At 66.5% G+C, this 25474-nt stretch carries 21 protein-coding genes, 1 tRNA gene, 5 pseudogenes and 1 CRISPR repeat array; of the genes and pseudogenes, 8 read left to right on the forward strand and 19 right to left on the reverse strand.

Going from position 1 to position 25474, the window contains the following annotated elements; translation table 11 throughout:
* Positions 1-130 precede the first annotated feature (130 nt).
* Genes HUO13_RS28615 through HUO13_RS28625 form a run of 3 tightly spaced genes read right to left on the reverse strand, consistent with a single transcriptional unit; the run spans position 131 to position 3850 of the window.
* Positions 131-1912 carry a site-specific integrase gene (locus HUO13_RS28615; protein ID WP_211898091.1) on the reverse strand — a complete coding sequence of 594 codons (1782 nt, stop codon included), beginning with the start codon at positions 1910-1912 and terminating at the stop codon, positions 131-133.
* Positions 1809-2600, reverse strand: a complete 792-nt coding sequence (locus tag HUO13_RS28620) for a hypothetical protein (protein ID WP_211898092.1) — start codon at positions 2598-2600, stop codon at positions 1809-1811. Before HUO13_RS28620 ends, HUO13_RS28615 begins: the two co-directional genes overlap by 104 nt.
* Positions 2597-3850: a tyrosine-type recombinase/integrase gene (locus HUO13_RS28625; RefSeq protein ID WP_249124144.1), complete on the reverse strand. Its 1254-nt coding sequence runs from the start codon at positions 3848-3850 to the stop codon at positions 2597-2599. Before HUO13_RS28625 ends, HUO13_RS28620 begins: the two co-directional genes overlap by 4 nt.
* A gap of 118 nt (positions 3851-3968) precedes the next feature.
* On the opposite strand from HUO13_RS28625, the gene HUO13_RS28630 reads away from it, so the two are divergent.
* Together HUO13_RS28630 and HUO13_RS37825 are read left to right on the forward strand one after the other, a co-directional pair.
* A complete protein-coding gene (locus HUO13_RS28630; protein ID WP_211898093.1) occupies positions 3969-4109 on the forward strand; it encodes a hypothetical protein in 141 nt (46 codons plus the stop codon).
* Between the two features lie 282 nt (positions 4110-4391).
* Complete coding sequence (locus HUO13_RS37825; protein WP_249124145.1) at positions 4392-5276, forward strand: hypothetical protein; 885 nt, start codon at positions 4392-4394, stop codon at positions 5274-5276.
* 211 nt (positions 5277-5487) lie between these two features.
* Here the strand turns inward: HUO13_RS37825 and HUO13_RS28640 are convergent.
* The 10 genes and pseudogenes from HUO13_RS28640 to HUO13_RS28680 form a co-directional block, all read right to left on the reverse strand.
* Positions 5488-6096 (reverse strand): annotated as a pseudogene (locus HUO13_RS28640) (transposase); the annotation flags it as partial.
* Positions 6097-6130: 34 nt separating this feature from the next.
* Positions 6131-7392, reverse strand: a pseudogene (locus tag HUO13_RS28645) (IS256 family transposase).
* Positions 7392-7859, reverse strand: a complete 468-nt coding sequence (locus tag HUO13_RS38445) for a transposase (RefSeq protein ID WP_432757775.1) — start codon at positions 7857-7859, stop codon at positions 7392-7394. Before HUO13_RS38445 ends, HUO13_RS28645 begins: the two are co-directional and overlap by 1 nt.
* Before the next feature lie 128 nt (positions 7860-7987).
* A pseudogene (locus HUO13_RS38450) lies at positions 7988-8155 on the reverse strand (HD domain-containing protein); the annotation flags it as partial.
* Positions 8156-8257: 102 nt separating this feature from the next.
* A CRISPR array of direct repeats spans positions 8258-8892; the repeat unit is 25 nt; unit sequence GTGCTCTCCACGCACGTGGAGGTGG.
* Positions 8893-9097: 205 nt separating this feature from the next.
* Positions 9098-10336, reverse strand: coding sequence for an AAA family ATPase (locus HUO13_RS28655; protein ID WP_211898096.1), 1239 nt, complete (start codon positions 10334-10336; stop codon positions 9098-9100).
* Positions 10333-10725 carry a hypothetical protein gene (locus tag HUO13_RS28660; protein WP_211898097.1) on the reverse strand — a complete coding sequence of 131 codons (393 nt, stop codon included), beginning with the start codon at positions 10723-10725 and terminating at the stop codon, positions 10333-10335. Before HUO13_RS28660 ends, HUO13_RS28655 begins: the two co-directional genes overlap by 4 nt.
* A gap of 183 nt (positions 10726-10908) precedes the next feature.
* Positions 10909-11148: a hypothetical protein gene (locus HUO13_RS28665; RefSeq protein WP_211898098.1), complete on the reverse strand. Its 240-nt coding sequence runs from the start codon at positions 11146-11148 to the stop codon at positions 10909-10911.
* A gap of 588 nt (positions 11149-11736) precedes the next feature.
* Positions 11737-11934, reverse strand: coding sequence for a DUF4926 domain-containing protein (locus HUO13_RS28670; RefSeq protein WP_211898099.1), 198 nt, complete (start codon positions 11932-11934; stop codon positions 11737-11739).
* A gap of 5 nt (positions 11935-11939) precedes the next feature.
* Positions 11940-13337, reverse strand: coding sequence for a WXG100 family type VII secretion target (locus tag HUO13_RS28675; protein ID WP_211898100.1), 1398 nt, complete (start codon positions 13335-13337; stop codon positions 11940-11942).
* A gap of 1 nt (position 13338) precedes the next feature.
* Complete coding sequence (locus tag HUO13_RS28680; protein WP_249124146.1) at positions 13339-13629, reverse strand: WXG100 family type VII secretion target; 291 nt, start codon at positions 13627-13629, stop codon at positions 13339-13341.
* 388 nt (positions 13630-14017) lie between these two features.
* Between HUO13_RS28680 and HUO13_RS28685 the strand changes: the two are divergent.
* Both HUO13_RS28685 and HUO13_RS28690 read left to right on the forward strand, forming a co-directional pair.
* Positions 14018-15275, forward strand: a pseudogene (locus tag HUO13_RS28685) (IS701 family transposase).
* Between the two features lie 402 nt (positions 15276-15677).
* A pseudogene (locus HUO13_RS28690) lies at positions 15678-15818 on the forward strand (transposase); the annotation flags it as partial.
* A 269-nt stretch (positions 15819-16087) separates the two neighbouring features.
* On the opposite strand, the gene HUO13_RS28695 reads toward HUO13_RS28690, so the two are convergent.
* A complete protein-coding gene (locus HUO13_RS28695; protein ID WP_211898101.1) occupies positions 16088-16735 on the reverse strand; it encodes a hypothetical protein in 648 nt (215 codons plus the stop codon).
* A 130-nt stretch (positions 16736-16865) separates the two neighbouring features.
* Here HUO13_RS28695 and HUO13_RS28700 point away from each other — a divergent pair, with 130 nt between their 5' ends.
* Together HUO13_RS28700 and HUO13_RS28705 are read left to right on the forward strand one after the other, a co-directional pair.
* Positions 16866-17372 (forward strand): hypothetical protein, encoded by a 507-nt coding sequence (locus tag HUO13_RS28700; protein ID WP_211898102.1) that lies wholly within the window; start codon positions 16866-16868, stop codon positions 17370-17372.
* A 414-nt stretch (positions 17373-17786) separates the two neighbouring features.
* On the forward strand, positions 17787-18737 hold the full coding sequence (locus tag HUO13_RS28705; protein ID WP_211898103.1) for a tyrosine-type recombinase/integrase: 951 nt from the start codon (positions 17787-17789) through the stop codon (positions 18735-18737).
* 381 nt (positions 18738-19118) lie between these two features.
* Here HUO13_RS28705 and HUO13_RS28710 read toward each other — a convergent pair whose 3' ends face one another.
* Positions 19119-20078: a tyrosine-type recombinase/integrase gene (locus HUO13_RS28710; protein WP_211898104.1), complete on the reverse strand. Its 960-nt coding sequence runs from the start codon at positions 20076-20078 to the stop codon at positions 19119-19121.
* 115 nt (positions 20079-20193) lie between these two features.
* Positions 20194-20267: transfer RNA gene (locus tag HUO13_RS28715), tRNA-Pro, on the reverse strand.
* A gap of 161 nt (positions 20268-20428) precedes the next feature.
* Here HUO13_RS28715 and HUO13_RS28720 point away from each other — a divergent pair.
* Positions 20429-21034 (forward strand): VOC family protein, encoded by a 606-nt coding sequence (locus HUO13_RS28720; protein WP_249125181.1) that lies wholly within the window; start codon positions 20429-20431, stop codon positions 21032-21034.
* A gap of 152 nt (positions 21035-21186) precedes the next feature.
* Here HUO13_RS28720 and HUO13_RS28725 read toward each other — a convergent pair whose 3' ends face one another.
* Positions 21187-22509, reverse strand: coding sequence for an MFS transporter (locus HUO13_RS28725; RefSeq protein ID WP_211898106.1), 1323 nt, complete (start codon positions 22507-22509; stop codon positions 21187-21189).
* A gap of 698 nt (positions 22510-23207) precedes the next feature.
* Positions 23208-24026, reverse strand: coding sequence for an alpha/beta fold hydrolase (locus HUO13_RS28730; RefSeq protein WP_211898107.1), 819 nt, complete (start codon positions 24024-24026; stop codon positions 23208-23210).
* 78 nt (positions 24027-24104) lie between these two features.
* Here HUO13_RS28730 and HUO13_RS28735 point away from each other — a divergent pair, with 78 nt between their 5' ends.
* Entirely contained in the window at positions 24105-24635 is a 531-nt protein-coding gene (locus tag HUO13_RS28735) for a CGNR zinc finger domain-containing protein (RefSeq protein ID WP_211898108.1), read from the forward strand.
* A gap of 28 nt (positions 24636-24663) precedes the next feature.
* On the opposite strand, the gene HUO13_RS28740 is transcribed toward HUO13_RS28735, so the two are convergent.
* Positions 24664-25422 carry a DUF3626 domain-containing protein gene (locus tag HUO13_RS28740; RefSeq protein ID WP_211903226.1) on the reverse strand — a complete coding sequence of 253 codons (759 nt, stop codon included), beginning with the start codon at positions 25420-25422 and terminating at the stop codon, positions 24664-24666.
* Between the last annotated feature and the right edge of the window lie 52 nt (positions 25423-25474).

Here is a 25474-nt window from a genome sequence, read left to right on the forward strand (position 1 = left end):
GTCAAACCGAGACCAGTCAGCCTGCCGAACTGGTTGGAGACCTCGTGTCCTAAGCCGACGAAGGCGCCGCAGCAACGAGCGCGACGCCTTCCTGTCCGAAACCCCAGCGGTTTGGCCCGGCACCCGGTGGCTACTCAGAGACCGTTCTGGGTCCTTCACTGGTCAGAGTACCCGGTTGCCCGATGGTCGGAATGCCGAGCAGTGTCGGTCCGGTGTCTTTGCTGGACTGGTTGCGTCGGATGCTGCGGTCGAGGCTGACCAGCTTCTTCTTCGCCGCCTCCAGGCTGGTGTTGAGCCCTTGGACTTCGCCGAGCCAGCCATTGAGCTTGGCCTCCTGGATGCGTTCGCCGAGGTTATGGACGATCTCAACGAGCTGGCCGCGTTGCTTGGGGTTCACCCGCAACATCGGGCAGCGGATGCAGGCGTGCTCATGCTGGCAGGGGGATCCGTAGGGGCGCCCGCAGTCGCCGAGTTCGAGTTTGCGCAGGTGGAAGTGCTGGTGGAACTCATTCCACTCGGCGTCGGTCGGTTCACGGTATTCCTCGCCGGGGCGCAGGGCACGGCGTTTGTCCAGGAAAGCTCGACAGGTGCGGACCAACTCGTCCTGGAACACCGCCAGGTAGGACTCGGTAGTGCTGATGTGGCGGTGGCCCAACAGCTTGGCCGCGATGTGCACCGGCAGCCCGCCGATCACGGCATCCGTGGTGAAGATCCTCCGGAAGTCATGAGGTGCGTAGCGCAGCGGCTGGCCCATGTCGTCGGTGATGCCCGACTGGCCGACCACCAGTTGCAACAGCTTATAGACGCCGTTTGCGGAAATCACGCTTGTGTTCCAGCTATATCGGGTTATGCGTTGGAACAGATGCGGAAGCGCGGGCCCGGTGATCTTCTCGTGGGGGTCGTAGCGGCTGACGGTAGGGATGTGGCCTCCGTGTCGGGTCCGCAGGCGGGTGATGATGCTGGCCAGCACGCTGGCCAGCTCGGGGCTGACCAGCAACACCCGTTCCTCGTTGGACTTCGAGGGCACGATCTGCAGCATCGGGACGACTTCACCGGTGTCCGGCAACCGATACTGCACCAAGGCCAGATGAGTCAGTTCCAGTAGTTCTTCAATGCGGATCCCGGTGTGCCGCAAGGTCTCGACGATCGCCCACGCCCAGAACGCCTCGTCCTCAGCATGGGTGAGACTCACCTGGTCCCTGGTGTCGACGCGTTCGATGAGCACCGCCGGCGCTCCCCTGTGCCGTGAGGAACGCTGCCGTGTCGGGGCGTATCGAGGCAGGCGCCGATACCGGGCTCCGCTGTGTTCGAAGATGCCCTCAACTAGGGTCTTGGTGGCAGTATCCAGCGCCTCGGCCATGTTGTGGCGGTGTTGTTCTGCGCCGTCAACGCGTCGGGAGAGGTGCGGCAGTCGGTCCCGAACCCGCTGATGCATAGCTGCCTGGACGGCCTTCTTGTGCTTGGCCATACCGTCAAGTTCACCGCGGGCGATTGGACAGGGCGTCACGAACGGCGCCCAGGAAGCGTCTTCCAACGCCCACTCTCGAATGTCTTGATAGAACGCCTGTACTGACATCAGGATCGAGAAGCGTTCTTTGCGGGGCGCAGTGGCGCCATCTCGCCTGGTCACCAGACGTAGACGTTCCTTCCAGGCTGCGGCGACCTCTGCCGGAAGGTGCAGCGAGTCGAACCCGGGATGGTGCCGTTCAAGGTCACCCCAGAAGTTCTTTGCCAGCTTGGTAGCGAGCTGCCTGAGAGTGCTGTAATCGACGCTGGGGCGACGTTCGTCAAGATAGCGGACTAGCAGGTCACGGACCTGTGTGCAGCGCAGACCGTAGGCATCGACCAGTTCCTCGGTCGAACGTGGACCACGGCGCAACGCGCCTCGCAAAGAGCCGGTCGCCGACAGCACCCCCGCTGCTTGGAGCAACTCCCACGGCAACAAGCCCGCGCGCGGACCTTCCCACTGTCTTGATCTGGAAGGCGCGGAGTTCGAAGAAGTCCTGTTCAGCGAGATCCCGGACGCCCTTCCCAGTGTGCAAAGCGATCTTCGTAAGGACCTTCTTGCCCTCGTTGACCTGGACCTTCGGCAAGCGCAGCTCTCCGCCGAGATGATCCAGACGCGCGAACAGATCAGCATCGAGAAGCTGTTGCGCCTGATCGAACAGCGCTTGGGCCCGAAAGCTTCGGAAGAACCCGTAGCCGGGCCTGAAGACCGGAGCGAGGAGCAGGAACCGCAACCCAGCAACTAGGTTTGCGCGCCTGTAATTGTCGCCGTCTGCGAGGTCATCGATCCAGGTGTAGTTGTCGCCACCTGCGGTTTCCCAGCGGGCTTGCCATCCTTCGCCGTCGTGTTCGGCCAGCCATTCCAAGATCTGCCTTGCCCCAGCCAAGTAGATGACGCCTCTGTGTTTGGTGAACCTGTCCACCGGGTTTGGCCAGCTCGGAATCTCGGGGAGGCGGTCGAGGATGGAGCAGATCGAGTACTTGTCTACCGGACCGACAGGGTGCTCACACCGCACGTCGTGCCGGATGAAGTACGGCCGTCGTACCTGGTCCAGCTGCTGTTCGCTGGTTGGCTGGTGGGTGGTGGTGCTCACCGGGACGTGCCTCCGAACAAGACATTCAGATCGGCAGAGTCATAGCCGATCGCGACTGACGGTGGGGGTTGGGCGGCGCGGCGTTCACGTTCGGCCAGGTGCTGGGCGACGCGGCGGATGATCGCGTCGGTGTCTTCGGCGAGGTAGGTCTCGGCGGTGGTGGACAGGTGGGCGTGGCCGAGGATTTCCTGGATGTCGCGCAACGACAGGGTGTCGTCTCGGTGCATGCGGATCGCGGAGGTGTGGCGGGCGTCGTGCATGGTGTAGTTCGTCCCGAGCAGGACGTTGGCCCGGCGCAGCACCGCCCGCAGGGCCTCGTAGTTCATCGGCTGGCGCCGCAGCCCGTCGCCGCGGTCGCGGCGACGTAAGGTCCACCACAACGGGTCGTTGGGCTCCAGGGGTGTGCCGAGTTCGGCGAGGTAGAGCCGCAGCCAAATGAACGCATCCGGGCTGGCCGGAAGCCACTGCGCAGCCCTGGTTCCCTTGCGATAGACCCGGATCTTCTGCTCGCCCCAGTCGACATCGACCGGGCACATCCCGAGCAGTTCTGCGGCGCGGGCGCCGTTGGACACCGACAACTCCAGCACCGCCCGGTCGCGGTTCGATCGCAGGCCGGCGAACAGCTTCTTCCAGTGCTCGTCCGGGATCGCCCGGGGTTGCTGCTTGGGCAGCTTCGGGTTGTAGCGGATCCGGCCTTCCGGTCGGATGGGTCCCAGCGGGTTGTGGTGCGCGTTGGCTCGCCGACCCGCCCGGTCCAGGGCCACGGGGTTGACCAGCGGGCCCTGGCCCTGATCGGTGATCCAGTACTCGTAGAAGCTGCGCAGCACCGCGTTAGAATGCCTGATCGTCCGGGCCTCATAGCCGTCACCGAGATTCTTCTTGCGTGTCACCGGATTCACCTGACCCGCCGTCGATGCCGACTGGGTGCGGGGATGGCGGCGAGGCTTCTTCGCCTGCCGTAACCAGAGCACGAAGTCGCGGACCTCGGCCGTGGTGACCTTGTTCCACTCCACCTCGATCACCTGCAGCCACCGCCACCAGCGCAGCAGGTCGTAGCCGTAGCTGCGCAGACTCGACGACGCCTTGCCCTGGGCCATCAGGTGCCGAAAGAACCACCGGACCGGCTCCACCGGCGCCCCGTGGTCATCGACCACCAGCCACGGCACCGGATCGTCAACCCAGGCCACCCCGCCCCAGCGGGGCAGGACGATGCGGGTGACATCCCGCTCGACCTCATCGAACACGGCCACACGACTCCCTTCAGGACAGTTCGCGTGACCTTCTATCGCTCAAACACCAACCACCGCACCGGTAACCCCGGCGTGTCGCCCCGTAGTCCGGTCAACATGCACGCTGAACTTCTGGACGGTGACCTACACCGTCCGGTTCCACCTCGCCGACATCACCGACCAGCCCAAGACCGAGGCCACGCTGATCCCGGCCAGCTACCTCGACGGGCTCACGATCTGGCCCGACCACCGACGAGCCATCGAGGCAGCGCTGAGCTGACCCGACGGCATCCCAGCCGAGCCCGGCACCGCCACCCGCGGTGCCGGGCTTTTTCACGCCCACATTCCCCCGTCACCAGCCCCTGAACCCACTCCGACTCGGCCCAGACACCACTGGCAGGAGCTGCCATGGCGAGGTGCTTGCACAGCTGGCAACCAAGAGCGCACCGCCGCACGAGGGCCCGGCCCCGGTTCCCACGAACCGGGGCCGGGTCTTCGCGCATCTCAGACCCGTATCAGGGCCTGGACGACCGATTTCGCTGACCACAAGGAGGGTCACACCGTGATCACCAACGCGCGACTCCGGACTCGCTGGGTGCACACCAACATCGAGGCGCCGTATCCGTTCTCAGTGACCGGGTTCAACCAGCTGTCGACCGGTCGCGGCGTGGCTTTCAGCGCCGAGCTCGTGCATCCGAACCTCGGCGTCGTCGGCTGCATCGCCAACGGAGGCTACGGCGGATCCACCACCTTCTCCCCCTACGACCACACCAGGTTCGGGAAACGCAACCTGGAGGAGTTCCTGCGTCGATGCCGGCAAGACGGCCAGCCCATGGACACCGGGCCCGTGGGCATGGAGACGCTACTGAACGAGATCGTCAACGAAACCGAGACCGCCGGCATCGTCGCCGACATGCGCGCCACGAGCCAGTTCGTTGTCCGCAGTCGCCGACCCCGCGAAACGGCGAGCTCCGGGCCGCGCCGAGGTGCGCCCCTGGTCTATCGCGGGATCCTCCTGCGCCGTACCGACCGTGAGGACCTGGCGGCGGAGCTGGCCCGCGACCCAGCCGAGCGCCTCCCCGCGGGCGCCTACTGGCAGATGTTCGACGGCCTGGAATGGACTCCTCTGCTGGGCGAGCCCCCACTGGCCCCGGAGCAGATCAACGCCCGGCTCCGCAGAGCCGACCAGCTCACCGCCGGCGCCCCTGACCGGGACACTCGCCTCAACGCCGTCCCGTTCGACGACCAGTTCCACCTCTCCGGCACGCCCGCCGCACGGTTCACGCTCACCGGGGACGCCACGTCCCGGCTGTGCACTGACTCGTGGTGCCAGTGCGCGCGCCGCAAGGCCACCGTCCGGTTCGAGCGCTGGAACGGCACCACCCTCGAGGAGTCCGGCGTCGTCCACGCCGCGCGACGCTGCCGCCGCCTGGTGCGCATCGACTGATCGCCGCATCCCGACCGCACTCAGTGCCCGCCGACTTTCGGGGCGGACCTGACCCGCAGCGCCGCCCCACCAGAAACACCACCGCACGCGGGCCCGGCCTGGTTCCCACGAACCAGGGCCGGGCCTTCGTGCTGCCTAAAGGCTGTCCCGTAATGATCAGGTGATGTTGCTGGGCAAGGGAAGGCACAGCCCTCGTCGGGGTGGCTGGTGTTCAGTGGGTCATGGTGAGGTTGCGCATCAGGGCTACGCCCAGTGCGGCGTGGTGGACGCCGTCGGCTTTGCGTCGGCAGTTGCGCAGGATGTTCCAGGACTTCATGTGCGCCAGGGCGTGTTCGACGCGGGCACGGACCTGCTTGTGGACGGTGTTGAGCTCGGCCTTCCATTTGGGAAGTTCGCTGCCGTCTGTGGGTTTGCGGTACGGCATGATCACCTCGGGGTTGCCCTGGTAGCCGCCATCGGCCATCACATGCGCCCCTCGACAGTGCTCGTCGACGCCGGATTCGGTGTAGGCGCGGCAGTCGTTGCGGTTGCCCGGCATCGGTGTGCCGATCGCGACGGTCAGACGGGTGTTGGCGTCGATGACGACCTGCAGGTTGGTCGAGTACCGGTAGTTTTTCGATGACGCACTGATCGTGCGGTCGTGGGTGGGCACCAGGGTGCCGTCGACGATCAACACCGTGTCTGGGCTGTGCTTGCGGGTGACCGGGGACAGCGCGAGATACGGGCCCAGGTGGTCCACGACCCGTCCGGCCGCGGATTTGGAGATGTCGAACAGCTGCGCGATCTGCCGCAGGGTGAGGTTGGTGCGGTAGTAGAGAGCCTGTCAAGTGGTTTGTGTATATGGCTTTGGTGGGTCAGTTGAGGTAGGGGTCGAGTCGGTCGGGGAAGTGCAGGGCGAGGGCGCCGAGGGCTTGTTTCCAGCCGTGGACGGTGGCGCCTTCGACCAGGCGTGCGGGGGCGTTGCGCTGGTGGGCGGGTAGTCCGCGTTGCTTGGCGCGCTTGCGGGCTCGTTTGTCTTCGATGTCGCGGATGGCCAGCCACAACAGCTTGATCACCGCGTCGTCGGAGGGGAAGTGCCCGCGGTTTTGATGATCTTGCGGAGCTGGTAGTTCAGCGACTCGATCGCGTTCGTCGTATAGATGATCTTGCGGACCTCGGGTGGGAACTCCAGGAACGGGATGAACCGTTCCCAGGCGTTTTCCCAGGTGCGGACCGTGGCCGGATACTTGCGTCCCAGGTCGGAGTCGGCGAACTCCAGCAAAGCGGTCTCGGCTGCCTGTGCGGTGGGGGCGGTGTAGATCGGCTTGAGCGCGGCGGCGACCTTTTTCCGGTCTTGGTAGGACACGAACCGCATCGCTGCGCGGATCAGATGCACCGTGCAGGTCTGCACCGTCGATTGGGGCCAGGTCGCCTCGATCGCCTCCGGCAGCCCGGAAAGCCCATCACAGCAGACGATCAGCACGTCCTTGACGCCGCGGTTGCGTAGCTCGGCACACACCCCGGCCCAGAACTTCGCGCCCTCGGACGCCTGAATCCAGATCCCGAGGACGTGTTTGACGCCGTCGAGATCCACGCCGACGGCGATATGGGCGGAGCGGTTACGCACCTGATGGCCGTCACGGACCTTCACCACCAGCGCATCGAGGTAGATGATCGGATAGATCTCTTCCAGCGGCCTCGACTGCCAGGCCGTGACCTCCTCCAACACCGCGTCGGTGATCTTGGAGATCGTCTCGTGCGAGAGCTCGGTGCCGTAGGTGCGCTGCAGGTGATGCTGGATATCGCGCACGGTCATCCCGCCCGCGTACAGCGAGATGATGATCTCGTCCAGGCCGCCGGCCCGCCGCGAGCCCTTTGGGACCAGCCGCGGTTCGAAACTGCCGTTGCGGTCGCGGGGCACCTCGAGATCGACATCGCCGACCTCGGTCGAGATCGTCTTGCCGCTGGCGCCGTTACGGGAGTTCGGGGAGCCCCGCCCGGCCGGATCACCCTTGTCATAGCCCAGGTGATCCGACATTTCGGTCTGCAAGCCGCGTTCCAGCACCGCTTTGACCAGCTCGGGCAGGAACCCGCCCTGTCCGGTCAACGCCAACCCGTCCCGATCGACGCTGTCCATCACTCCATCGAGCAGGCCGGCCTCGACCATCTCGTTGACCGCATCCCGCGCCGACCGCGGCGACTGCCCAGCGGCCCCGAACGGATGTCCTTCCTGCTGCTGCGGATCAGACGTGGCCATCTGCGTACTCCATCAACTATCGGATCTTGTACACAACCCACCTGACACGCCCTCCGGGGACGGTCGAGCTCCTTGGCGAAATACACGCTCGCCGCCTTGAGGATCTCGTTGGCCCGCCGCAGCTCGGCAACCTCGCGGCGCAACCGTGTCAGCTCGTCTTTCTCGCTGGTCGTGGCTCGATCGGTGCGTTCACCGCGGTCGGCCTCGGCCTGCCGGACCCAATTACGCAGCGCCTCGGGGTGGATACCGAGATCACGAGCGACATGCGCGATCGGCCGGCCGGACTCGGCCACCTCACGCACCGCACGCTCACGCAGTTCGTCGGGGTACTTCTTCGGAGCAGCCATCGAACCTTGGATCTCCCATCTGCCAGGACGATCATCCTGGCTTCAGGGCCTCCACCAAACTCGGGGCACCTCACCCGGCCCACCGACCACGCATGCCCACGGGAATAGCCCCACGGCTCCAATCCCGAGGGCAACCACAGATGCGTCGCCCGCTCGTGCCGCACCCGTACCCCTCCCACATCAGCCGGAAAGTCCGCGGCCATCGCCACCTGTCGCGCAAACGACGGCGTCACCTTCCCGATGTCATGCAATGCCGCCCAGAACTCCAACAATGCGCACGTCTCTGGCTCCTCCAAAACCGCCTACCGCTCGAACACAGTCACCCGAACGGACGCAGCATGCACCTACGCGCCCCACAAAACGAACAATCCGCTTTGTAAATCACCAGGTCACGAAGGGTGCTCTCCACGCACGTGGAGGTGGCCCGTCGGGGTCGTCTTCCCAGCGTCGGCCGGACGCGTGCTCTCCACGCACGTGGAGGTGGCCCGCAGGTATCGAGCCCTGACCAAGCCTCCCGCACGTGCTCTCCACGCACGTGGAGGTGGCCCGTGGAGGCCAACGTTCAGCGCGATCTCGATGACGTGCTCTCCACGCACGTGGAGATGGCCCGCAGTCGCCGCCCGGCTCCATCACGTTCACCACGTGCTCTCCACACACGTGGAGGTGGCCCGCTCGTGTACTTGTTCTGCCGGAGCTTGGTGGAGTGCTCTCCACGCACGTGGAGGTGGCCCGGTCGGCGTAGGTGCAGTGTCGCCCCTTGTTGGGTGCTCTCCACGCACGTGGAGGTGGTCCGATGTTGCGGCGCAGGTAGTCATTCGGTTCCTCATGCTCTCCACGCACGTGGACGTGGTCCGCAGGATCGGGCGCGTGCGTCGTGCTCGTTGGTGTGCTCTCCATGCACGTGGAGGTGGTCCGCGGGTCGCGATCTCCGGCGGCGGCGACGCGATGTGCTCTCCACGCACGTGGAGGTGGGCCGTAGAGCTTGATCGTCGGCGGGGCGTCCGGGTCGTGCTCTCCACTCACGTGGAGGTGGTCCCGCGATCGACCTGTTGCGCGGCGAACGGATCGTGCACTTCATAGACGTGGAGGTGAGCCGAGGAAGGCCAGTACGCCGAAGGTTCCAGCGGAACCTTCGGCGCTGCGTGGATCGATGCGAACGGGAAGGACACCTCGTCGTTTGCGCATCTCCGCGAAGATGCCGTAGGTGCCGCTGCTCGGTGCGGGCACCTATGGCACCTTCAAGCACCTTCAGGAAACACCCACTCCCACCCGCCGTGGTCAAACCCGGCTTTGACCGACTTCGCGCCGATCTTGATCCGGGCTTTCTTGATCTGGTCCCGGGACAGCCCAGCGGCCTCGGCCGCCTTGATGACCTTGCCTGCCTCCGCGCGGCCGCCGGCGTCCTGCAAGTAGCTCGTGAGCCACTCCCGTGCCTCGGAGCGCTCGGTCTGCTCGTCGCGGGAGATCGGGGTGTGGTTGAGCACGTCGGAGACGCTTTGTTCGGTCTCTCCGACCAGTTCGAACCGGCCCACCGAGGTGGGTTGCCCGTCGTCGGCAAACACCGAGGCGGGCGCGATCACGTACCGCAGCGACGGGGTGCTCATCGGGGCGATGTTGCTTTTGATCAGCGACATCACGCAGGAGGCATCGTCGGCTTCGGGGTCGCGGGCGAACCCGATCGCGGAGCGCACCACCTGTCCGAACTCCGCCGACCCAGAAATCATCAGCAACGGGTCAGCACCAGCCGACTTGCGGAAGTGCGCGACACCGATGATGGCCAGCCCGAGATCCTGGGCAAGCACCGACAGCGGTTCCAGCAGGCTGCGCACCATTCCTTGTTTCATCAGGTCGGCGCCGGTCATCGCCGACAACAGCGCGTCGAGCACGATCACGCGCGTGCCGGTGGCTTCCACCGCCTCGCGCAGCGAGGGCACATCCACCGCCAGCGACAGCGTCCCCACGGCAATGTCGGTGCCGATCTCGGTCTCGGTGTGCACGCCCAGGACCTTCTCCATGTCAGCACCCGCGGCGAGCAAGCGCGGAGCCAGCGTGTACTCCCAAGAGTCCTCGGTGGCCACATACATCACCGGGCAGGGCTGGCCCTGCAGTTCGCCCGGCAGCGTGCCGCGGGTGATCTGCGCGGCCAGCCACGCTGCACCGTGCGACTTGCCCACGCCGGCGTGCCCGACGAACAACGTGGTCTCCCCGAGCGGCACCCGATCCGCCCACAGCCACATCCGCCGCTTGACCGCGATCTCACTGGCTTGGCGCCAAGACACCCGGCGCGAGGGCTCCGTAGTCCGCTTGCTGTCGAAACTGACGATCCCCGCGCCGGCCGCGTCGTGGTCCTGCCGCGCACGGCGCTGGTGCTGCTCCAGGGCCTCGTCCACGCTCGCACCGCTGGTGTAAACGGTGTCGTCGGCGGGGTCATACCAGGTACCGGCGTCGGGGTTCGAATCGCCGTAGCGAATGCTCATGCGTACTCGCTTTGGCGCTCCAGGCACCGGCCTGTGTGCCAGTCGACGGGCCCGCCCCGGTAGCCGCCGTGGCGAGCGTGCGCCTGCACTGCGAGGAGACCGGGCCGCGCACGTCGACGCTGCAGTTCCGCATACGTCGGCACCCCGGCAGTCCGCCGCCAGTCGTGCGCGGCACTGATCGCGTGCGAGGTTGCCGCGGCGCGGCGCCGCCGGTCCCACTCGATCCACTCACCGATCAAGTCACGAACCTGCGGCGATTCCACCAGCAGGGCCACCTTCGGCAGTTCCGACCACAGCCAACAACTGGTCTCGCGCCAGCACGCAGCCTCGGCCACCAGCAGGTCATAGACACTGCAAGGGATAGAGATCATGCTGTTGTCCGGGGACATAACATCTCCTCACCAGGCGAGAATGGACGACTCACCAGCCAGCACCAACCGGCACCGAAAATGTTCATAGGCTTCGGCCTTGTGAGCACAACGCGATCGCCGCCGACGGTCTACTTCACCGCGCAACCTGCGGACCGCAGCCGCTGTCGCCGCGGCAGCGCGACGTCACCGAAAGCCGAGCGGTCAGTGCGAGTCCAGGTGGTGCGAGTCCAGGTGCCGCATCGGAGCATCCGACCCGGCCAGGAACTCAGTGATCGCCGTTACCGGAATGATGTATGCCTTGCCGGTATTACGTGCTCGTAGCTTTCCATCAGCGATCAACTTCCGGACCTGCCACGAGGACAAGGACATCATCGTCGCAGCGACGGCTACCGTCACCGCAGCGACTTCGATCTCATCGGGATTCTGGATCAGCCGATTCATGCTCATCACCACCAAGTCGACTTCACATCACGGCAAGCCGTGCCACATCTCCACAACTAGCCGACGACCGCCGACAGCGGAAGAGTATCCCTGTGTCCACAGTGAACCTGGCTGTGTCCTATCGAACGACACAGGAGGACATGAGCTCACGAAGCAAGAGCATGTCGCACGCCAACCCAACCGAGGCCACGTGGGAGCGCTCACGGCCCGCCGCACCCACACCAAGAGACCTCGACGACATCAAGGCATGATGAGCCCGCCGTGGAGCGGTTTCTGAATCGGCGTTCAGGTATCCAGGCAGGAGTGGCCTCCCGGCGCGCATCGGGAGGCCACTTCCTTTTCGGTCTCCAGACCGCCCGGCTCATGGCCGTAGGAAACGTACCTCGACGGTTACGCCGTCGCCCGCGCCTTGGGCATCCCCATGCCGACCAACGAGGAAGGAGGCGAGACCTGATGCTCAACCGCATCGCCCCGCGCCGCCGCCGGAGTCCGCCGCATGTTCTCCCGCCGCGCCCCCAGCCCCGGCCGAGGCCGCAACTCCGGAAGGTAGTAGTTGTCCCGCAGCCTTGATCGCGGGCCAACTACCAGTCACAGCGGGGCGGGCTTGAGGTCAGTTTCGGTGGCAACGAACTGGCCGACGGTGACGCCGTTGTCGTCGGATACTTCGACCTCGTAGTTGCCGTCGGGGTAGCACTCGATGATGTAGCCCACGGCACCAGCCGGGACGTTGTCCTCTTCGAGGAACCTGTCCGTAGTGATCCGGACCCTGCTGTAGAGCTCCAACATGACGACTACCTCGTGAATCCTGTGAACGGCGTGTTGAGCTTAATCGAGCCGTCAGGAAGCTTCATCCAGCCGCTCTTGAGATAGCTGACCTTACCGGCCGCGTCCCCTACACCCTGCAGTTCGATCTCGATGTCGATTCGTTGCCCGTACTGATCGGCCTTGCCCAGCGTGTACTCGCCGCGCGCGAACTTGTCCATCGCCTGCTTCTCGTACTCCCGGGTCAGCATCTCCGAGTGCTGCTTCTCGTAGCCGAGCGAGCGGAACACCTTGTCCTTGCCGTGGTCGGCGCCTTCCTTGAAGACGTAGTCGGAGAACTTGCGCGAATCGACGGCCGCCTGCCCCTCCGTGGAGCTGGGCGAGCCTGACTTGCCGATGCTGCTGGCCTGCGACTGGGCGACGTTGGGATCCGGAGTGTTGCTGATCGCCATGCTCAGCGCCCCGATGGCTTCCACAGCGGCGGCGATGGTCGTCGCCCCGCCGATGGTAATCAGGAGCTGCCCCGCCGCCGCTGCCATGCGTGCACCTGCCGCGCTCAGCGCCGCCCCACCGCCGGCCTCGGCGATCGCAGCGCCTCCTGCTGGCGTGGTGAGCAGAGAACCGATCAGGGTGACCACACCGGCCGCAACGAGCTCAAGAGCGAGCTGTTCAACAATGTCGCCGATCTCGTTGCGCGTGTTCTCCACCGACGAGGCGTAATCCATGCAACCGGCGCTGAGCGAGTGGCAGATCTGCGGCAGCGCCGACAGCAGGGTGCCGTCTTTGGTGCCAGCCACTCGACGCCAGAAGTCCTCCAGTGCATGGAGGTCTTCGGACTCGTTGTTGCCAACCAGCGACAGCAGCTTCGCGTGAAGATGGTTGCCGATGTCGACGAGGCCGGTGTGCGCTTGGTCGAAAGCACCCGAGACATCCCGCATCTTGTCGACGTGGCCGTTGGGGTAGTACGGGGTGACGAAGTCGGCGATGGAAGCCACGACGTCCGTATCTCCCGCGCCCAGGATCGGTGGGGGTTCCGTGGCAGCCGGGCAGGTGAGCGGCGTGAGCGATATCGGTTCGCCAGGCGCTTGACCGGGGACCGTGTCGGCGTCAGCGCGACGGTGGTTCTCCCCCGCTTGGGCGAGACCCTGAGCGATCCCTCCGAACAGTCGGTGCAGGCGCACCAGGCCCTCGAAGAGGGTACGAACAGCAGGGGTGTAGGACTCGGCGAACTTCTGCGCAGGATCATCGTTTCCCGCGGCTCCGGACAGTCCACGTAAGCGGTCCACCAACTGGTCATAGACGCTTTGCACGCGGTTCTGTCCCTGGACGAAGTCCTGGGCGACGCGGTAGTAGTCCTGGGGACTGACGTTGATCGGTGTAGAGGGCCCCGGGTCCGGGGGCGGCGCCAAACGACGTGGCTCCGTCACGTCACACTCGCCAGATGCCGTTGTTGGTCTGCACCGCCGAGGCGTGGTTGCCGTGGGCCGTGACAAGCAGGAGGTGCATCTCGTGCACGTTGTCCCGCATCCCAGCCACAGCGGCGTCCCATTCGCCCTGCGCCGCCCGGTATGCCTCCGCAGCCTCGCCAGCCCAGTTGTCGAGCAGCTGCGCGACATAGCTTTCGAGCTCCGTGAGGCTCGTGTCGATCTCGTCGACCAGGCGCCGTAACGCGTCTTCGCCTTCTTCCAGAGCGCGGAAGTCCACCGCGATCTGATCCACCGCCCACTCCCCCGGTCTCTCTCGTCACCAGGTCACCTCGACCAGCCGCCGAATCTCACAGACGACGCCGAGCCCCACAACCGAATCGGCGAAGATCACACCAACAACCCTCGACAGCACTAACCGAAGTCCGGCTTATCGGACACAGCCATGGCGGTGAGAACCGTGGGCAAGCGTGGCCCGGCGCCAAAGCCGACACAAGGATCGTGCATGGGGAGCGCAAGGCCCGCCTAATACTCCAGCGACACTTTGATCGTTGCTGGTGGCCGGGGGTGACCAAGGCGAGCGGCCACCACGTGATCATGAGTGTGTGACGACACATAAGCCCGTGGTGGCCGCAGGCCACACCGTAGACCCTGGCGGCAGTGGTGCGTTGTTCGAGGTCGTGATGGACCGCGTGAGCCGACATTTCGGCCGCGTGGAGCCCCGGCGCACCGCCCGGCAGTTCGTGGACGGCTTGCTGGCCCCACTGGAACGCAAGACGTGCTGGCAGGTCGCCGAACACGCCGGGCACCCGCGACCCGAACGGATGCAACGACTCCTACGTCAGGCGGTCTGGGGCGCCGATGCCGTCCGCGACGAGGTGCGTGCGCTGGCCGTCGAGAGTCTGGGTGACCGGGACGCGGTGCTGGTGGTGGACGAGACCGGATTCCTAAAAAAAAGGGGTGTGCTCGGCCGGGGTGCAACGCCAGTACTCGGGCACGGCCGGGCGGATCGAGAACTGCCAGGTGGGCGTGTTTGCCACCTATGCCAGCCCGGCCGGGCACACGCTGATCGACCGGGAGCTGGATCTGCCCGAACAGTCCTGGTGCGCCGACGACCAGCGACGCGACACGGCCGGGATACCCGACGATCGCGTGTTCGCGACCAAATCCGAGCTGGCGGTGACCATGTTGGAACGGGCCTGGTGCGCGGAGGTCCCGTTTCGGTGGGTGACCGCCGACGAGGTCTACGGCCAAAGCCCATACCTGCGCCACTGGCTGCGCGATCACGGGATCGGCTACGTCCTGGCCGTCGCCTGCGATCATCGGCTGACCGTCGGGGCCGACGGCACGAAGCTGCCGGTGGCCGACATCGCCGCCGAGTTACCGGAATCGGCGTGGCACGCCCACAGCGCCGGGTACGGCGCCAAGGGACCTCGCGACTACGACTGGGCCTGGATCGCCATGCCCGGACACCCGGGCCAGTCGGTGTTGATCCGCCGCAACCACACCACCTCAGAACACGCCTACTACCGCTGCTTCACACCCCGCCCGGTGTCCCTGGCCGACCTGGTGCGGGTCGCCGGAACACGGTGGCGGATCGAGGATTCGTTCCAGAACGGCAAGAGCCTTGTCGGGCTCGACCAGTACCAGGTTCGCCGGTGGCACGCCTGGTACCGGTTCACCACCCTGGCCATGCTCGCCCTGACCTACCTCGCCATCCTCGGCGCCACCGGCCCCCGACCCCGGATCGGCCAGCGCCATCCGATGGCCCTGATCCCGTTATCCCTCGCCGAAATCCGACGCATCCGCCACGCTCTGACCCTGCCACCCGAACAACGACGCCACGCCCTGGCCTGGTCAGCCTGGCGACAACACCACCAGACCCAAGCCCACCACGCCCACTACCAGCGACGACAACACGAACTACCGCTGGAGTACTAAGCGACGCCGAGCCGGTGCCACCCGAGCAGGACACGCCGTGCCCGCAGCGGCTGTCCGATGAGGCACAGCAGACCGATAAGGGGCGGCGGCCGCGCTGGTCAACGGCTCGGCGCTGCTCGTTCAGGGGGCCTCCGGTCCGGTGAAGAACCCGGCGTTGCAGGTGCAGGGCCAGGCAGAACGGGCGTTCCTGACCTATGCGGCTCGTTTCGGGTTGACCCGTCGGATCGTCGAGCGTTGAAGACCGAGGTGGCCGATGCCAAACCGGGCACCGGCGCAGAACGGCTCCTCTCCTGACGAACCGACCAAGGTCGAGGTCTGCGGGTGGGCATTCGACGGTCGCTGCAGCCCCGAGGTTGGTGACCACTTCTGCGCACCCCGGGCGGACCGCGGTGGCGTTCTGCGACGAGTGGATGCGCCTGGCGGTATCTACCGCCCTCATTCGGGTTCACCGTCCCGACCGCGCATCGCCGGTTCACCGAGTGGACCAAGGCCAGCGTGTGGCGCAGGCTGCATCGCGCGGTGCTGGACGAACTGGGCGGCCAACACCACGAACACGATGGCCGTGAACACGGCACGGCGTCGCCCGACGTCGCCCCATCGTCTTGCGGACGCGGTGTGAACTGAGGAAACAAGGACTCGCCCAGCACCCATAACTAGCGTCGTGACAACTCGTCGACCACAAGACTCGATCAAGCCAGCAACTCGATCATAACCGCATGGGACCTGCTCAAATTGCCGACGAAATTGACCCCTCAGCTCAAGCAAGACGCCGATGGGCGCGTCCAGCGTATGGCTGCATGGGCGGATCGGCCTCACTTGTTCCAGATCACTACATACATTTCATGCCTAGCATAACCACCATAAGGCGCCGTACTCAGGATTTTCATGTACACAATGTTATCGTTCGCAGTTTGGTAGCAGATTTGGTCGCCAGGGTTGACTGGGATCAGGTCTTCGGCATGGGTTGCTACCTGCGTTAGACACTGCTCTGACGTAGGCTTCCCGGCGCCGGTCCAACGACTCCCCTTCTTCCCGAGGTAGAGGTCGCCCCCCGTGCCGGACTGCATGAAAAGACCGCCAACGGACAACTCTGAATTTGGCGGGATGGTATCGAAGTTGGCCCACCCAGACATCGTGAATGTGCCTTCCCAGCGCATGCTCGGGTCAGCGGGTGCAGGCGAAGGAGGGACTTGGGCGGTCCCCGCAGGCGACTGCTGGACCGTAACCGTCACGGTCTCTGTGATGGGGGCTGCTGCGGGAGGTAGCGCCTTTTTGTCGTCCTTGGAGGTCATGACCGTCCCGGTGGTCGTGATGAGGACACCGATCAGAGTGCATCCAGCCGTGACCAGAACCCCGCAGCCGGTTGTCTTCCAGAAGTTGCGGGTGTTGTTGGTGTTGGTCGTCTCCGACCGTGTCACCTCGTCCTGTCGGCTGTTCGGCTTGCTGAACTGCTGCGTCATGGTGAAGCGCTTCCCCAGTCGTCGGCTTCCCGTCCGAACACGATAGCGAGCTTCGAACCGTGGACCATCGAGGAGTCTCTCTTGCAACTTCCGCACAAGATCATCCTCCTGACGCCCGCCGAGGTGGCGAATGCTGCTCCCTGGAGACCAGCCCACCGAGCCCGGCGCACACACCGGACACACCCGCTACCGCAACGGCAGGCTCGAAGCCTGGAACGGCAAGAGCTGGCACGCACCCCGCACCACCGACGTCTTTGAGACCACCGAGATCGCCGCACGTCACGCCCAAACCGGAGTCACCACGATCACCTTGATCGAGATTCCCGACCCCGACGTCCCGTACCGACTCATCGCCCAGGCATCGCCCGACATGACCCCTCACCAGTGCCGCGCCGACCTCTACCTCCGAGCTACCGCTCCCAGCCTCCGCAGCCGTCCACCAGGGGTGAGGAGCCGCTGGGCCGCGGCGAGTCAGCCGCCGCGATGGCCGAGTCCGGCGAGCTGGACCGGCTGGCCGAACAACTCGGCCAGCCGGATGGCGGCTTCGCCGTCCGCCGCGACGTGTTCGGGTTTGCCCGGTCAGGCCGTCGTCGGCGGCCACCGCACACCACGTGAGATTGGTTTCGGTTTCTACTGAAGCAGCAGTAGTCAGCATCAACTGAACCTGAACGCGGCGCTCTGTCAGGACCGCTTGCGTGTGCTCTCCACACACGGAAAGGCGGACCGCCGGGGCACCCAGTCGGTCCGGCTGCGGTTTTGTTTGCGCGCATCCTTGCGAAGGCGCCGAAGGTGCCGAAGGTGCCGCTGCTAGCGGCGGGCATCTTCGGCACCATCGGGCACCTTCAGCCCTCCTCGCCGGATGGCAGGCCCCGAAGACCGCATGTGTCCCGAAACAGGACACATCGTGGACCGAAGTGGACACACGGCGACACTCCCCAAGTCGCGAACTATTGCCAAGACTGGGGTACGTGGACTTCGTCAGAGTGCAGGCGGGAACAGACGTTGATGCTGGACCCAGCCTCGGGCATAGGGCAGCGTTCGGTGGTCGCTGATGGACGTGAGCAGGATTTCAACAGGGCTTACTTCAGCCTGGAGCCATCTTCTCGCCGACTGGGATCGGACCCTGCGCTCATCGGCAAAGCCCGAGACCACGCGCTACAACTACCTCCTTGCCGTGTCCCAGTTTGCCCGCTTTCTCACCGACCATGCGGCCGACCACGACGCCGGGACGGCGGCCCGGGATCCCGCAGAGTCGACGCGTGCGCATATCGAGGAGTTTCAGGCCTGGATGATCGAGACACGCTCGGCCTCAACAGCCTTGAACAAGCACAAGGTGCTGCAGCAGTTCTTCAAGTGGCTCGCCGAGGACGAGCAGGAGATCGAGCGCTCACCCATGGAACGGGTCAAGGCCCCCACCACACCCACCAAGCTGGTGCCGGTCATGGGCGATGAGGACACCAAGAAGATCCTCGACACCTGCCACGGCAAGACGTTCACCGACCTTCGAGACCAGGCGATCATCCGGCTCTACTACGGCACCGGAGCACGACTGGCCGAAGTCGCGAACCTGACCACCGACGACCTCGACATGGCCACCGACTCGGTCGTGTACCTGGGCAAGGGCGGCAAAGACCGGCGTGTGCGGTTCGGACCGAAGACCGCCCGGGCACTGAGTCGCTACCTGCGCGCTCGCTCCCGTCACCGCGGAGCGGACCTGCCGAGCCTCTGGCTGGCCGCACGCGGAGCCCAGCCACTGCAGGCCAACGGCATCAAGATCATGCTGAAAAGACGAGGCAAGCACGCTGGAGTATCCGGCGTTCACGCCCACCGATGGCGTCACCACTACGCCCACGCATGGAAGCTCGCCGGCGGCGACACAGGCGATCTCATGCTCTTGCTCGGCTGGAGCACGGATGCGATGGCCCGCCACTACGGTGCCAGCGCCGCCGCCGAACGCGCCCAAGAAGTCCAACTGCGAATGAGAATCGGGGAAAATGTCTAACGACCGGGGAATGACTCCCTCCCAGCGCAGTCGGCGAGCCCGAGCCGCCGCCCATGCCTCCTGGGCCCACACCACTGACCGCACGGCACGAACCAGCCACGGAACCCGCGCGTTTCTCACTCGCTTCGAGCAACAGGTCGACCCAGAGGGGACGCTCGATCCAGCGGAGCGAGAAAGGCGAGCACGCCACGCCCGCATGGCCTACATGCTCCGCCTCGCCGAACGCTCCGCCAAGGCGAGAAGCAAGAGACGCGCACGCACAGAACGGCAGTAGCCGACGCCCCACTCCGGGGCTCCTCGATCAAAATCAATGCCCTGGAAGCAGGCGGTGCGGTGTACCGGGAGTACACCGCACCGCCCGCGTTGCGCTGCGACCTCTGATCAGACGTTGTCACCGATCCCCATGCGCACCTGGCTCTCCTGGGCCCGCTCGGCGGCAGCGCTGGCACCGTAGTGCCGCGGCATCGCATCCGAACTCCATCCCAGCAGCAGCATCAGATCCCCAGTGTCGCCGCCGGCGCGCTTCCACTGATGGGCATAGGTGTGGCGCCACCGGTGCGCGTGCAGATGGTCCAGACCCGCCCTCTGTCCCAGCCGCTTGAGACGGATCTTGATGCCGTTGGCATTGAGAGCCTGCCCCCCACGATCAGCCAGCCACAGGTTCGGCAGATCAGCACCCTTGCGCTTGGCGCGCGCCCGCAGATAGCGGCTCAGCGCCCGGGCGGTCTTGGCCCCGATGCGCACCCGCCGGACCTTGCCACCCTTGCCGTAGAGGGTCACCGACTCCGTCTTCAGATCGACATCCTCCAACCTGAGGTGGGCGACCTCGGCCAGCCGGGCCCCGGTGTTGCAGAACAGCCGGATAATCGCCTGATCCCGCAGGCTCAAAAAGTCCTTGCCCTTGCAGACCTCCAGCAGGCGCGTGGTCGCCTCCTCCTCCATCACCGGAACCAGCTTGGTCGGTGCCGTGGGCAACCGCACCCGCTCCATCGGCGAGCGATCGATCTCCTCTTCATCGAGCATCAGCCACTTGAAGAACTGCTGCAGCGCCTTGTGCTTGTTCACCGCCGTGGCCGCCGAGCGCGTCTCGATCATCCACGCCTGGAACGCCTCGATGTGAGCCTTGGCGACCTCGGCCGGGTCCTCGGCCGCCGCGGCAGCCTCAGGGTCAGGTGAGTGCTCAGCGAGATACCGCGCCAGCTGCGCCGCGGCCAGGAGATAGTTGTAGCGGGTGGTCTCCGGGCGGTTGCCGGAACGCAGGCTGCGGTCCCAGTCCCGCAGGTAGCCGGCCCAGGTCACAGACAGGCCGTCAGTGAGCCGTTCAAGATCCATCAGGGGCATCGCGAAGCTCCGAAGTCAAGGTGTCGGTGAGCGGCATGCTTGACTTCGAAGAACGAACATTGATCATGAAAAAAGGGTCTTCACAGGCTCTGACCTGCGAAGACCCTTTCGACCGTCGGGACGGCGGGATTCGAACCCACGACCCCTTGACCCCCAGTCAAGTGCGCTACCAAGCTGCGCCACGTCCCGGCCGCATCCCCTCCGTGGGGTGCGTGAACAGCTTACCCCACCCCTCTCCGGGCGATCAGCAACCCCCCTAGGCGGGGTGTTCGCGCTGGTCAGCCGGTGGCGGGCTGGGGTGTGGGAGAGTGGTGATCATGAGCCGAGGGAGCTTGGCGGGGGTCTCCCGCGTGTTGGACCACCTGGTGTTCGCCGGCCCGGATCTCGGGGAGGCGGTGGCGCTGGTCGAGGGGTTGACCGGGGTTCGGTCGGTGCCCGGTGGGCGGCACGCGGGCAAGGGCACGGCGAACCACCTGCTGGGGCTAGGTGGGCGCGCGTACTTGGAGGTCATCGGTCCCGATCCGGAGGCGGCTGAGCCGTCGGGGCCGCGGCCGTTCGGGATCGACGAGCTGAGCGAGCCTCGCCTGGTGACCTGGGCGGTTCAGACCACCGATCTCGATGCGGATGTGCGGGCTGCCCGCGACGGCGGGTGGGATCCCGGTGCGCCTGAGGCGATGTCGCGCCGCACGCCGGGTGGGGAGTTGCTGGAGTGGCGGTTGACGCCGTTTTCGTATTCGGACGGTCCGGTGCCGTTCCTCATCGACTGGGGCGAATCCCGGCATCCGAGTGAGGGCCTGCCGGTGGTGCCGTTGCGTTCCATGTTCGGCGTGCATCCTCGGGTGGAGGCGAACATGGCGCTGGAGGCGCTCGGCGTCGAGATGGAGGTGCAGGCTGGCACCCGGCCCGCCCTGGTCGCGACGTTGGAGGGCAAGACCGGTCCGGTCGTGCTGCTGTGAGGCAGCGAGTCTGATCAGTGGCGAGCGGGACGGCGCACCGGGAAGTCGGATGGGCGGCGATGAAGCGGGAGCCCGGAGTCGTGTCGACCCCGGGCTCCCGGTTCAGGAATGCGGCTTGGAATTCCCGTGCCGCGTATTGGTGTTCGCTGGGCTCAGTCCAGTGAGGACTGCTTGGTCTCCTTGCTCAGCAGCAGCGCGAGCAGCGTGATCGCTGCCATCGCCGCGAGGTAGACGCCGACCCAGCCGAGTCCGTGGCTGCTGGCGAGCCAGGTGGCGATGTACGGCGCGACCGACGCACCGAGCAGTCCGGCGACGTTGTAGGCGACCGAGGCGCCGGTGTAGCGCACCGCGGTCGGGAACAGTTCCGGCAGCACCGCTCCCATCGGGCCGAACGTCATGCCCATCAGGCCGAGGCCGACCACCAGGAAGGACACGGTCGCCACGGTCGAGTTCGCGCCGAACCAGGGGCCGAGCAGCAGGCCGAAGACGATGATGGCCGCCGTCGTCACCAGCAGTGTCGAGCGACGCCCGTAGCGGTCGGCCAGCACGCCGGCGACCGGTGTCGCCAGGGCGAAGAAGACCACGCCGATCAGCAGCATCACCAGGAACGCGGATCGGTCGTAGCCCAGGCCCGTCTTCGCGGTCCCGTAGGAGAGGGAGAAGACGGTCATCAGGTAGAACAGCACGTAGGTGGCGAGCATGATGAACGTGCCCAGCACCAGTGCCTTGAAGTCGGCGCGGAAGACCTGGGCCAGCGGCACCTTGGCCCGCGCGTCGCGCTCGACGACCTTGGCGAACGCCGGGGTCTCGTGCAGCGTCAGTCGCACCCACAGCCCGACCGCGACCAGCGCCGCCGACACCAGGAACGGCACCCGCCAGCCCCAGGCGAGGAAGGTCTCGTCGCTCATCACTTCCGACAGCAGCAGGAACAGGCCGTTGGCGAAGAAGAACCCGATCGGCGCTCCGAGCTGCGGGAAGGTGCCGAAGAACGCGCGCCGGTTCGGCGGCGCGTTCTCGGTCGCCAGCAGGGCCGCGCCGCCCCACTCGCCGCCGAGTCCGAGGCCCTGGCCGAAGCGGCACAGCGCCAGCAGCAGCGGCGCCACGATGCCGATCTGCTCGTAACCTGGCAGCACGCCGATCACGACGGTGGAGATGCCCATCGTCAGCAGCGAGGCGACCAGCGTGGACTTGCGGCCGATGCGATCGCCGAAGTGGCCGAACAGCGCCGAGCCGAGAGGGCGCGCGACGAAGGCGATCGCGAAGGTCGCCAGCGACTGCAGCGTCGCGGCCGTGGCGTCCCCCGCCGGGAAGAACATGTGGGGGAACACCAGGACAGCGGCGGTGGCGTAGACGTAGAAGTCGTAGAACTCGATCGAGGTTCCCGCGAGGCTGGCCACCACGACCTGGCGGGTCGAGTTCCGAGGAGCCTGGTCTGAGCTCTCCGCGTCCGGAGCGGGAGCGTGGCCGACAGCCATGGTGCCGAACCTCCTGGGTAACACGATTGGTCGAACGAAACTCTAGCGGGCGGTGACCACGTATCGAGACCCGCCTCCCAAATCATGGGCGGAGGAGGGAAGCGGGAGAGGCGGGGCGGGGGCGGAGGCGAAGTAGGCAGCGGGGGGTGGAAACGGGGACCGAGGCGGAGGCGGCGAAGGGCGGAGGTGGAGGGGGAGACCGCGCGCGGCGGAGGCGGGACAGAGCGGGCGGACATTTGGTCGGCGCAGGGGCGACCCGGGCTTCAGCGCGGGGCTCGGTATGGGTGCAGGGTCGCGTGGCAGCGCAGGGCGGGGACTGTGGCGACCGGCGGGCAGGGAAGAGAGGGGCTGAGCCGTCGGACAGGCGTGCGCTGGGCGGATAGGACACGCGGCGGAGGGCGTGGCCCGGAGGGGGCGCGCATGCGGAAAGCGCCTTGCCGGATGGAGCGGCGGCGTGGGCAGGCAGGCAAGCCAGAGCAGCCGGGCGGCTGTCGCGCGTCGCTCGGCCCGCATCGTGGGCAGGACGCCAGACGGCGAGCATGGCTGACGCGTTCGGCAATGCCTGGGGTGAACTGGCGCTGTGTCGGCATCCGGGATGTGGGATGCCGACACGGCAGCGGGTGAGGACGCCGACAGGCGCCGGTGGCGGATGACGCCGGAGGGGGTTGCTCAGTGGGGCGCTACTCGGCGCCTGGACGTCAGTGGGCGAGGAAGTCGGCGAGCAGGCCGGTGAGGCGAGCCGGGGCGTCCTCCTGCACGAGGTGGCCCGCGTCGTCGATCAGCTCCAGGCGGGCGCCGGGGATCTGTTGCGCCAGCCGGGTCCCGCGTTCGGCAGGCAGCCAGCTGTCCTCGCGGCCCCATGCGATGAGGACGGGGCAGTCCAGGTCGCCGTAGCGGTCTTCGACCTCCTGCGTGTGGCGTTCGTCGGCCTGGGCGATCTGGCGGTAGAAGGCGGGCTGCCCGGTCTCCCCCAGCCAGGGCTCGGTGAGGGCGTCGAGCGTGGGCGATGGGAGTTCCCGGTGCGCGGCGGTGGCGATGTAGCGGCGCACCAGAGCCTCGTGCAGTTGCGGCGGCAGGGCTTCGAAGACGTCGGCGTTGTCGTGGACGAGCCGGAAGAAGTTTGAGCCCCAGGGCCGCAGGCTGACCGCGTCGACGAGCACGAACCGCTCATACCGGACACCGTCGAGCAGCGCGGTCCGCAGGGACACCGCTCCGCCGAAGTCGTGGGCGACGACGGCAGGCGAGCGCAGGCCCCAGTGCTCCAGCAGGCCGGTGAAGACCTCCTGTTGCGCCGCGAGCGAGACGTCCTGCCCGGCGCGCTTCTCCGAGAGGCCGTAGCCGGGCATGTCCCAGACGTAGACGCGGTGGCGCGTCGCGAGCCCGGCAGCCACGTCGCGCCAGACGTAGGACGAGAAGGGCGTGCCGTGCAGCAGGACCACGGGCGGCCCGTCACCGAAGCTCGCCCATCGCACCTGGCCCTGCGGCGAGTCGTAGGTCTCGGTCAGCTTCCAGCTCATTTCGGCACCTCCGTTACCGGCTAATCCGTTCAAGCAGTAACGTTACCATCAAGCGGGCCCTGTGGGTAAAGTGAGCTTGTGGGATACGACCGGCCTGCCGCGCCCGACGCGCTCGGGACGATCGAGGCGTTCTGCAACTCCGCGCGCTTCCTCTACGACGAGGACGCCTTCCTGACGGTGGACGGCACCGCTCGGTGGCTTCGCGAGCACGGCCGCTCAGCGGTCGGACTGGACGACCCCAAGAGACACCAGCTAGTCCGGCTGCGCGAAGCGATCCGCGATCACGTCGAGTCGGGCCAGGAGTCCGGGACGCTCAACGAGTTCGCGCGGAAGGCGCTGGGGCCACCGCGATGGGACGAGGCGGGGAACGCGGAGATCCCCGTCAACGGAGAGTCCGTTGTGGACAGTATTGCGGGGCAACTGCTTTCGGCGCTGTTCGTCGAGGAACTGACCGGGCGGCGGGGCAGGCTGAAGGTCTGCCGCTCTGGCGACTGCCGTTGGCTGTTCTACGACCGCTCACCGGCCAACAACAGCGTCTGGTGCAGCATGAGCATCTGCGGTGCCCGCCACAAGATGCGCTCGTACCGCAAGCGGAGCGAGGGGAAATAGAGTCACGAACCCAGCGGGCGGCGGGCGACTATGCCGCCGGGTCGAGGTTGCCGAAGCGGGCCACGTAGTGCCAGACGCGCTTGAGCGCCTGCTGGTCGTGGTTGCCGGTGCGGGCCGCGTCGCCGATGGTGCGGGGTGTCAGGCGTCCGTCCTCGGCCAGGGAGAGGCCGAGGTCGATGTACTGCCGGCCGCGGTAGTCCGGGTGCCGCCGCAGTTCTTCTGTCGTCAGCGAGAAGCCGGGGTGCCACTCGATGCGGCAGGCCAGCCCTGTGGCCGCCCGCTCGACGTCGGTGCCGCGGTAGCTGGGGTCGAGCACGATCGCTTCGACGTCGCGCGTGAGGTCGAGCGGGCCGTGGACGTGTGCCTCGATGTAGTCGTCGAGCGGGTCGCGGTGGTCGGCGCGTGCGGTTTCGATCAGCGTCGAAAGCCGTTGCGCCACACCGAAGTCCGTCGGCTCGAACACGCTGTCGGGGTAGCAGAACGTCGTGCGCTCCAGGACCGCCGGGGCCAGCCGCAGGTGGGACGAGCCGAACCGCGGTGATCCGCCTACTGCGCGGCGGCGGAAGTTCAGCGACCCGTACTTCGGACGCTGCTCCGCTGCCGCGTGGTCGTAGGCACCGGCGAAGATGCGGCTCTCCCACCGCCAGCGGTCGCCGCCGGGATGGGCGGTCAGCCCGCCGTTGCTGGTTCCGGTCTCGAACTGCGAGCGGTACATGCCGTCGCGCACCATCGCGTCGATGATCGGGATGCCGCCCACGAGCCGGTCGGGGTGGAAGTGCAGCGTCACCGGTGGTGGATCGTCGACCGGTCCGCCTTCGGCGAGCCCGGCGACGTGCGCG

The organism is Saccharopolyspora erythraea, from assembly GCF_018141105.1.
In the GTDB taxonomy this organism is placed as follows: domain Bacteria; phylum Actinomycetota; class Actinomycetes; order Mycobacteriales; family Pseudonocardiaceae; genus Saccharopolyspora_D; species Saccharopolyspora_D erythraea_A.

What these genes read in the sequence shown, in the direction of transcription:
- HUO13_RS38445 (WP_432757775.1), bottom strand. Translation starts at nt 7,859, where the DNA reads ATGGCTGCTCCGAAGAAGTACCCCGACGAACTGCGTGAGCGTGCGGTG.
- HUO13_RS28655 (WP_211898096.1), bottom strand. Translation starts at nt 10,336, where the DNA reads ATGAGCATTCGCTACGGCGATTCGAACCCCGACGCCGGTACCTGGTAT.
- HUO13_RS28660 (WP_211898097.1), bottom strand. Translation starts at nt 10,725, where the DNA reads ATGTCCCCGGACAACAGCATGATCTCTATCCCTTGCAGTGTCTATGAC.
- HUO13_RS28665 (WP_211898098.1), bottom strand. Translation starts at nt 11,148, where the DNA reads ATGAATCGGCTGATCCAGAATCCCGATGAGATCGAAGTCGCTGCGGTG.
- HUO13_RS28670 (WP_211898099.1), bottom strand. Translation starts at nt 11,934, where the DNA reads ATGTTGGAGCTCTACAGCAGGGTCCGGATCACTACGGACAGGTTCCTC.
- HUO13_RS28695 (WP_211898101.1), bottom strand. Translation starts at nt 16,735, where the DNA reads ATGACGCAGCAGTTCAGCAAGCCGAACAGCCGACAGGACGAGGTGACA.
- HUO13_RS28700 (WP_211898102.1), top strand. Translation starts at nt 16,866, where the DNA reads ATGCTGCTCCCTGGAGACCAGCCCACCGAGCCCGGCGCACACACCGGA.
- HUO13_RS28705 (WP_211898103.1), top strand. Translation starts at nt 17,787, where the DNA reads ATGGACGTGAGCAGGATTTCAACAGGGCTTACTTCAGCCTGGAGCCAT.
- HUO13_RS28710 (WP_211898104.1), bottom strand. Translation starts at nt 20,078, where the DNA reads ATGCCCCTGATGGATCTTGAACGGCTCACTGACGGCCTGTCTGTGACC.
- HUO13_RS28725 (WP_211898106.1), bottom strand. Translation starts at nt 22,509, where the DNA reads ATGGCTGTCGGCCACGCTCCCGCTCCGGACGCGGAGAGCTCAGACCAG.
- HUO13_RS28730 (WP_211898107.1), bottom strand. Translation starts at nt 24,026, where the DNA reads ATGAGCTGGAAGCTGACCGAGACCTACGACTCGCCGCAGGGCCAGGTG.